The organism is Parasphingorhabdus sp. (assembly GCF_036964675.1).
GTDB lineage: Bacteria > Pseudomonadota > Alphaproteobacteria > Sphingomonadales > Sphingomonadaceae > Parasphingorhabdus.
Window position 1 is genome coordinate 1 of record NZ_JBALTF010000158.1, and the last position, 650, is coordinate 650.

The following is a 650-nucleotide window of genomic DNA, read 5'->3' on the forward strand; positions in this document are numbered from 1 at the left end:
TCGGCACTGGCCCAGCGGCGGATCTGGTTGACGCACAGGTTGCTGTGCGCGCCATAGCTGAGACCCAGTGCGGCACTGCCGCGACTGACTTCCTCGACCGCGATCGCATGTTCGATATAGCCGAGCCCCAGCCCGCCATCCTCTTCGTCCACAGTAATTCCGTGCAGGCCGAGATCACCCATTTGCGTCCACAGCTCGCGCGGAAACCAGTCCTCACGGTCCATCTTCTGGGCCAGCGGCATGATCTTCTCTTCGGCAAAGCGCCTTGTGGTGTCGCGGATCTGATCCGCCATTTCGCCCAGCTGGAAATCAAATTGTGGAGTGGCAATCATTATGGGTCCTTTGCGTGTTTGGTGCTCGTTTAGCAGAATCTTCGCTATTTTCTAGAGCTTGTTCCCTTGCTCTGTAGCCTGTGCCCCTGCGCAGGGCGCAGGCGACGAAAGCTTCCCCAAAGCTTTCTTAAGCCGAGCGGCCCATCTCCGGCTGGTGCGTCTGGTCGAATATGCACGAGATGGATTCCCGCCTGCGCGGGAAAACAGCGTCTGAATCATTGCGCACAACTCACTCCAATGCCATAGCCCCGCCATGCTTTACAATCTCGCAAAACCCTTCATCTTCGCACTGGAAGCCGAACGCGCCCATGGCCTGAC

Annotated in this window: 1 protein-coding gene; it reads right to left on the reverse strand. The window is 58.2% G+C overall.

Going from position 1 to position 650, the window contains the following annotated elements; genetic code table 11:
* On the reverse strand, window positions 1–332 hold a 332-nt coding region (locus V7665_RS13705; protein WP_335665085.1), incomplete at its 3' end, for an acyl-CoA dehydrogenase family protein.
* Window positions 333–650 lie beyond the last annotated feature (318 nt).